General features: G+C 69.9%; 6 protein-coding genes. 3 read left to right on the top strand and 3 right to left on the bottom strand.

Annotated features, from left to right (window positions below):
- Positions 1-526 (bottom strand): hypothetical protein (locus KY469_20030; protein ID MBW3665389.1); only part of this gene is annotated, 526 nt, incomplete at its 3' end.
- 159 nt (positions 527-685) lie between these two features.
- Between KY469_20030 and KY469_20025 the strand changes: the two genes are divergently transcribed.
- On the top strand, positions 686-1,333 hold the full coding sequence (locus KY469_20025; GenBank protein ID MBW3665388.1) for a class I SAM-dependent methyltransferase: 648 nt from the start codon (positions 686-688) through the stop codon (positions 1,331-1,333).
- 306 nt (positions 1,334-1,639) lie between these two features.
- Entirely contained in the window at positions 1,640-1,939 is a 300-nt protein-coding gene (locus tag KY469_20020; GenBank protein MBW3665387.1) for a hypothetical protein, read from the top strand.
- Between the two features lie 23 nt (positions 1,940-1,962).
- Here KY469_20020 and KY469_20015 read toward each other — a convergent pair whose 3' ends face one another.
- Together KY469_20015 and KY469_20010 are read right to left on the bottom strand one after the other, a co-directional pair.
- The gene (locus tag KY469_20015) at positions 1,963-2,373 is read right to left on the bottom strand and encodes a hypothetical protein (protein ID MBW3665386.1); all 411 of its coding nucleotides are present in this window, start codon (positions 2,371-2,373) and stop codon (positions 1,963-1,965) included.
- An 89-nt stretch (positions 2,374-2,462) separates the two neighbouring features.
- Positions 2,463-4,571, bottom strand: coding sequence for a sodium-translocating pyrophosphatase (locus KY469_20010; GenBank protein ID MBW3665385.1), 2,109 nt, complete (start codon positions 4,569-4,571; stop codon positions 2,463-2,465).
- A 304-nt stretch (positions 4,572-4,875) separates the two neighbouring features.
- On the opposite strand from KY469_20010, the gene topA reads away from it, so the two are divergent.
- Positions 4,876-7,470 (top strand): type I DNA topoisomerase, encoded by a 2,595-nt coding sequence (topA, locus tag KY469_20005; GenBank protein MBW3665384.1) that lies wholly within the window; start codon positions 4,876-4,878, stop codon positions 7,468-7,470.
- The last annotated feature ends 35 nt before the right edge of the window (positions 7,471-7,505 follow it).

The following is a 7,505-nucleotide window of genomic DNA, read 5'->3' as shown; positions in this document are numbered from 1 at the left end:
AAAGCCCGTCGCCACTGCGAAGGTTGGGACGATGAGCGAGGGCGGTCTGCTCGGGGGTGTGGGTGCGGGCGTAGGCGACCAACTCGTCGACCAGCGCGTCGGCCTGCTCGTCCTCGACGGTGCCCGCGGCGCGGCCGATGACGCGGACGTGGTCGGGGGAGATCTCGCCCGCCTCCGCCGCCCTCGCCACGGGTTGGTGGGTCTCGACGGTGTTGGCGACGGTGGCGTCCTTGGCCGCGACGTCCCCGTCGACACCGAGCTGACCGCTGAGCCACTTGCTGTGGCGCTCGGCCCCGTTGGAGTTGCGGGTCTCGGTCGCGGCGATCCAGCGCGCCCGCACGGTGCCCAGCTTGTTGGACAGGGCCTGGATCTGCTTCAGCCCGGCCGGGAGCTCGTCGGGGTGGACCAGCAGCGGGTCGGTCGCGGCCAGCGCATCGATGGCGGCGAGGGCACGGGCGAAGTCGGGCACCGGTGTGGCGGTGTCGGAGTCAGGCCCGTAGGCCCGCATCGTGTCGGTGCTTGCCATCCCGGTTGCAGTCTCCCAGCCGCGATAGAACTATCGTACCGAACATGTATTCGCTTGTCAAGCACCTCGACCGAGAAGTTGTGGAACGTGCGCGCCCCGCGCGGCGGACCGCACGCACACCGACACGGGACATCGTGATCGCCCACTACGCTCAGGGCGATGGAGAAGTCACCCGTTGCCGAGCGGTTGGATCCGCGCACGCTGCGGAGCATCACCGCGTACGACCGCGGCGCCCGCGCGTACCAGGAGGCGCTGCGTCGCCGCCGTCCGCTCGCCGACGTCCGGCGCTTCGCCAGCTTCGTCCGCGAGGGAGCCCGTGTGCTCGACCTCGGCTGCGGTCCGGCCACGGACCTGCGGGCGCTGAGCGATGCGGGCCTGCACCCGATCGGGGTCGACCTGTCCTTCGGGGCGCTCTCGGAGGCCCGCATGCTGCTGCCACGGCTGGGACTGGTCCGGGCGGCTTACGACGACCTGCCCTTCCAGGAGGGCGCCTTCGAGGGCCTGTGGATGTCCGCGGCCTTCGACCACCTGCCGCGCGGAGACTGGGAGGCGGTGTTCACCTCGCTGATGCGCTACCTGTCCTCGGGCCCGGTCTACTTCTCCTGTCTGGTGGGCGAGTCCGACCTCGAAGAGGAGCAGGACGAGCTCCTCGAGGCGACGGTCTTCCGCTCACGTGCGACGCCGGAGGAGGTCGGCAAGTTGCTCGCGTCCCACGGCGTGGAGGATCTCACCGTCGAGCTGCGCCCCGATCCCATCCACGACCGTCGCCGCCCTTGGGTGGTCGCCCTGGGACGCCTGGCTTCCTGACCGACACGAACTCGGCTCGCACCGGGGGACGGTCACCAGCCCTCGTCCTCCTCCGGTACGTCGCCCCGGAGCAACTCGACGTCGGCCAGGTCGCGGAGAGCGTTGCTTCGGCGTTGGCCCGGCGCGTGAGCTGATGGCTCCTTCATGGCGATGAGATCCTCGCGGGTGACGACCCGAACCGCGTGGCCTCCGATCTCGATCCCCTCGGCCCGGTCGATGAGGGGGTCGAAGCTCGGATCGAGCGCGAGCTGGACCGGTTCTCCGTTGTCGTGACGGAAGTTGATGCTGTGTTCGTGCGTTGCCCCGGTGGCTGAAGCCCGCGGCGGTCATGGTGAACACGAGCTCGTCGACGTTCGTGGTCCGCACCGCGAGGGCGACGTCCACCGTCGCGCGGGGGAGTCCGCTGCGGATGCCAACAGCGATCCCGCCGATGAGCGCATGCGGGATGTTGGCGGCATCGAGTGCTCGACTCGCGTCCAGCAGGGCGACGAGTTGGTCGTTCTCGGTCGCCGCGGCGCCAGCGGCGAGGAGGCGGTGACGCGACGTGAGGCGGGAGACCTGGGTGACGATGTCCGCCGGACTGACCACACCGTGCGCTCCCGGTAGGCATCAGGAGGCTACCGCTGGCGTCAGGTCACCCGCTGCAAGCCGGATAGGGCGCGCACGACCGCTTCGCGGGTCCAGGCATCGACCGTGTCCGCGACGTGCGGCAGGTCCCACGGGGAGAGTCCGCGGTGCGGCTTCTGACCGGTCGAGTGGCGACGGGCCGCCTCGTAGTCGGCGGGTCGCAACAGCATCGTGGCGTCGCTCTCGGCCACGACGACGAGTTGGTGCTCGCCGTTGCCGTGCTCGGCCTGGAACCCCACCGCGCCAGCACCCGCCAGGACCGCGTCGATCGCGTCGCGGAGCTTCTCGAGGGCGACCCGCTGGCCGATCAGGAACGCGGTGCCGACGTCATCCTGCGGCGCGTAGACGCGAAGATCGCCGACGTCGCTGTCCCACCCGCGATCGGGATCGAAGATGTCGGGACTACTCCCCACCTGTCACCTCCGACCGACGTAGGGATCACTACTACCTACGGTGTCGGCCGTTCAGGTGGGTGAGTTGAGCGGCCGTTCGGAGTAGATGATCAGAGGAAGGCAGGGGCGAAGACCAGGCTGACGATCGTCATGACCTTGATGAGGATGTTCATCGCGGGTCCGGAGGTGTCCTTGAACGGGTCACCGACGGTGTCGCCGGTGACGGCGGCCTTGTGGTTGTCCGAGCCCTTGCCGCCGAGGTTGCCGGCCTCGATGAACTTCTTGGCGTTGTCCCACGCCCCGCCCGCGTTGGCCATGAAGATCGCGAGCAGGAAGCCGGTGGCGAGCGCGCCGGCCAGCAGGCCGCCCAGCGCCTCGACGGAGAAGAACCCGACCGCCAGCGGGAGGACCACGGCCAGCGCGCCGGGGACGATCATCTCCCGCAGGGCGGCGTCGGTGGAGATGGCCACACAGCGAGCCGCGTCGGGCTTCACGCCAGGCTTGCCTTCGCGCAGTCCGGGGATCTCGGCGAACTGGCGACGGACCTCGACGATCATCGCCTGCGCTGCGCGCCCCACCGACTTCATGGTGAGCGCGGCGAACGCGAAGGTCGACATGGAGCCGACGAACAGCCCGATCACGACCGCGACGGACGTGAGGTCGATGACCAGAGGTGCGGTGCCCTCGCTGACCGCCGCGGTGTACGAGCGGAACAGCGCGAGCGCGGTGAGCGCCGCGGAACCGATGGCGAAGCCCTTGGCCACGGCCGCGGTGGTGTTGCCGAGGGAGTCGAGTGAGTCGGTGACCTCGCGGACCTCAGGGGGCAGGTGCGCCATCTCGGCGATGCCGCCGGCGTTGTCGGAGATGGGGCCGTAGGCATCCACGGCGACGACCGCTCCGGTCGTGGCGAGCATCCCGATGGCAGCCAGCGCAGCGGCGTAGAGGCCACCGTTGTCGATCGCGAACGCGGCCTCGCCGAGGGCGTAGGAGCCACCGATGGCGCCGACGATGAGCAGCACCGAGGCGACCGTCGAGAGCATGCCCTCGGCGATGCCGGCGATGATGACCGTCGCGGGGCCCGTCTCGGACTGTCCGGCAAGTCTCTTCACCGGCTCGTAGTGGTCAGACGTGTAGTACTCGGAGGTGAAGCCGATCGCGTACCCCGCGAAGAGACCGACCACGATCACCAGGCCGAGCAGCAGCGGCTGGTCGATCTCGGGCACGTCACCGAAGACCCAGAACGCGCCGACGATCGCCGCGATGGCCGTGAGGAACATCGCCAGGTTCGTCCCGAAGTGCAGCTGGGCCGCCAGGCTCTTGCCCTTGCGCCCGCGCACCAGCAGCGCCCCGATGATGGAGGCCACCATGCCGAGGGCGGCCACCAGGAGGGGGTAGAGGAAGGTCGCCTGGAGCACCGACCCGTCGGCGAAGTCGACGATCGGGCCGCTGCTGCCCGTGGTGAAACCGCCGAACAGCAGCGCCGCGAGGATGATCGGAGCCACGATCGCGCCGGCGTAGGACTCGAACAGGTCGGCGCCCATGCCCGCGACATCGCCGACGTTGTCGCCGACGTTGTCCGCGATCGTCGCCGGGTTGCGCGGGTCGTCCTCGGGGATCCCGGCCTCGACCTTCCCGACGAGGTCGGCGCCGACGTCCGCGGCCTTCGTGTAGATGCCGCCACCGATGCGGGCGAACAGCGCGATCGACGACGCGCCCAGTCCGAACGTCGCAACCACGGAGAAGGCATCGTCCACCGCGAGGACGTCCACGAAGACGATGTAGGCGAGCGACAGGCCCAGCAGGCCGAGGCCGGCGACGGTGAAGCCCATCACGGCACCGCCGCGGAACGCGAGCGGCAGCGCCTTGGCGGCGCCGTCGCGGGCCGCGTTGGCGGTTCGCACGTTGGCGGCAGTGGCGATGCGCATGCCGACTACACCCGCGGTCGCTGAGAAGATGGCCCCGAGCACGTACGCGATCGCGCCCCAGGGGCGGCCGTAGTCGAGCACGACGAAGATGACCACCGCCATGATCGCTACGAACACCGCCACCCAGCGGTACTCACGCCGCAGGAAGGTGACCGCGCCCTCTCGGATCGCGGCAGCGATCTCGCGCATCGCCTCGGTTCCCTCGTCCGCTCGATGCACGACGCGGCTGAAGTAGACGGCCAGGAGCAAGCCGGCGATGGCGGCGGCAGCCGCGAGGTACGGGATGGCGGTCACTGGTGGAGCCTCCGGTGTCAGGCAGCGGGCAGCGGCCGGTTGCGCGGCGAGGTGGATGTCGAAGCGGCGCGGCGGAGCGAGTGGCCGTCGTCGGCGGCGGAGCCTACCGGTGACCCCGAGGAGGGCCAAGGGAGCGGACGGGGGGACGGCCGCGGCGTCGTGCGAGGGGCGCTCGGATGGGGACGAACGTCGAGGTCCCTACGGGACCTCGCGGCGGGCACTCAGGGGACACGTGGTTGACAGGGGCATGGGCGGCCCCGCACCTTCCCGCCTCCTGCCGAGCCCAAGGGAGGGCCGCGCCGCCGTGGCCGACCTCGTCGTCGTCGAGTCGCCAACGAAGGCCAAGACCATCGAGCGCTACCTCGGTAGCGGGTTCAAGGTCCTGGCTTCGTTCGGTCACGTCCGTGATCTGCCCAAGTCGGACTTCGCGGTCCAGGTCCAGGATGGCGGCGGCTGCGAGCTGACCTACGAGGTACCGGGGCGCTCGGCCAAGCATGTCGCCGCGCTGCGGAAGGCCGCCAAGGAAGCCGACCGCGTCTGGCTCGCTCCCGACCTCGACCGTGAGGGCGAGGCGATCGCGTGGCACGTCGCCGAGCTGCTCGGGCTCGACCCGGAGGAGCAGAACCGGGTCACCTTCGACGAGATCACCCAGGGCGCGATCCAGGCCGCGTTCGAGCAGCCGCGCCAGCTCAACCTCGCGCTCATCGACGCGCAGCAGGCACGGCGGGCCGTCGACCGCATCGTCGGGTACCGCCTCTCGCCGGTGCTGTGGCGCACGGTGTCGGCGGGGATCAGCGCGGGGCGGGTGCAGTCCGTAGCGCTGCGACTCATCGTGGACCGTGAGGACGAGATCCGGGCCTTCGTGCCGCGCGAGTACTGGTCGATCCACGGCGACTTCGAACCGGAGGGAGGTCGGGCGAGCATCGGGGCGTCGCTGCATACGGTGGGCGATCGCCGCGTCGCCACGCCGAGGGACCTCGACAAGAAGGAGGCCGACGACGAGGCGCTCGCCAAGCTGCTGGTCATCGGGGACGAGGAGACCGCGAGCAAGCTGAAGCGGCGCAGCGAGGCGTTGACCTACCAGGTCCGTCAGGTGCGTCGGTCGGAGGCGAAGCGCAACCCCTCGCCGCCGTTCACGACCTCGACGCTGCAGCAGGACGCGGCACGCAAGCTCGGCTTCTCGGCGGCACGGACGATGCGGGTCGCCCAGCAGCTCTACGAGGGGGTGGCGCTCGGTGCCGAGGGCCAGACCGGGCTGATCACCTACATGCGCACCGACTCGCTCAACCTCAGCGACACCGCGCTGGGGGAGATCAACGCGCTGGTCGCCGAGAAGTACGGCGACCGCTACACGGTCTCGAAGTGGCGCCGTTTCAAGACGAAGCAACAGCGCGCACAGGAGGCGCACGAGGCCATCCGCCCCACGTCCGCACGCCGCGAGCCCGAGGCGGTGCGCCCCAACCTGTCCGACGACCAGTACCGGCTCTACGACCTGATCTGGAAGCGCACGGTGGCCACCCAGATGGCGCCGGCCGTCTTCGACCGCGTGTCGGCCGACGTCGTCGGGACCGAGACCGATGGCACCGAGCTCCTGTGGCGCGTGACCGGGCAGGTGCTGAAGTTCGACGGGTTCATCCGCGTGTACGAGGAGGGTCGCGACGAGGACGCCGTCGCGGAGGAGAGCTCGGACCGGTTGCCCGAGATCGAAGAGGGCCAGGCACTGGAACTGGACGAGGTGACCGCGGAGCAGCACTTCACCACGCCGCCGCCCCGCTTCACCGAGGCGAGCCTGGTCAAGGAGCTCGAGGCCGACGGCATCGGGCGGCCGTCCACCTACGCGTCCATCATCCAGACGCTCCGGGACCGCGAGTACGTGACGATGGACGGTCGTCGCTTCACGCCGACGCCCCTGGGCGAGGTCGTGGTGTCGTTCCTCAAAGTGCACTTCGGCGAGATCGTCGACATCAACTTCACGGCGCGGATGGAGGAGACGCTCGACGAGATCGCGGCAGGTGACGAGGCGTGGTGCCACACCGTCACGCGGTTCCTCGAGGAGGTCGACACGTGGGTCGACGAGCGCAAGCCGGAACGGCCCCGCTTCCCCCTGCCCGAGCACATCGAGTGCCCGGTATGCGGGGCGACGATGGACAAGGTCTTCAGTGGCAAGTCCAAGCAGTGGTTCGCCTCGTGCAGCCGTTGGCCCGACTGCGACGGGACGCGCCCGATCGACGAGAGTGGTGAGGTCGGCGAGCCGGAGCCCGAGCCCGAGCCCGACGAGCGCGTCCGCTGCCCCGAGTGCGGCCAGCCGATGCTGCTCAAGTCGGGCCGCTACGGTCGGTTCTACGGCTGCGTCGACTACCCCAAGTGCAAGGGGATCCGCAACCTCTCCCAGCGGGCGGTGTACCTCGACGGCGACGAGTGGAAGCCCTTCATCTCGCCCACCGATGGGACCAGCTTCATGGAGCTGCGCACGAGCCGGTACGGCAAGCCCTTCCTCGGCTCCGCCGGCTACCCCGACGATCAGTTCGCCATCTGGTCGGTGCCCATCGCCAACCCCTGCCCGACCTGCGGCGCCCCGATGCGTCAGCCCCCCAAGAACCGCAAGGTGCCACTGGCCATCTGCGCCAACCCGACCATCGAGCACCGCTACGAGCTGGCCGACTGGGACCCACCGTCGGTGCACACGATCGAGGTCGTCCCCGGTGTCGAGGAGTTCGATCCCGCGGTCGGTGGCGAGCCCATCGCGGGGTGGCCGGAGCCCTACGAGCCCATCGCGATGAGCTTCGACAGCGAGGGTGAGCCGCCCAAGAAGCGTCCGAGCAAGAAGAAGGCGGCCAAGAAGAAGAAGGCGACGAAGAAGAAGGCGACGAAGAAGAGGTCAGCCGAGGAGAAGGACTGACCTGCGCGAGCGGGCGGGGTGGCCCCCGGTACGCT

Source organism: Actinomycetota bacterium, from assembly GCA_019347575.1.
Classification (GTDB): Bacteria; Actinomycetota; Nitriliruptoria; order Nitriliruptorales; family Nitriliruptoraceae; genus JAHWKY01.
Note: the sequence above shows the minus strand (reverse complement) of the source record. Positions and strands in the feature narration are given on the sequence as shown.

Coding starts and splice junctions, on each gene's coding strand:
- KY469_20025 (MBW3665388.1), top strand. CDS start 686: ATGGAGAAGTCACCCGTTGCCGAGCGGTTGGATCCGCGCACGCTGCGG.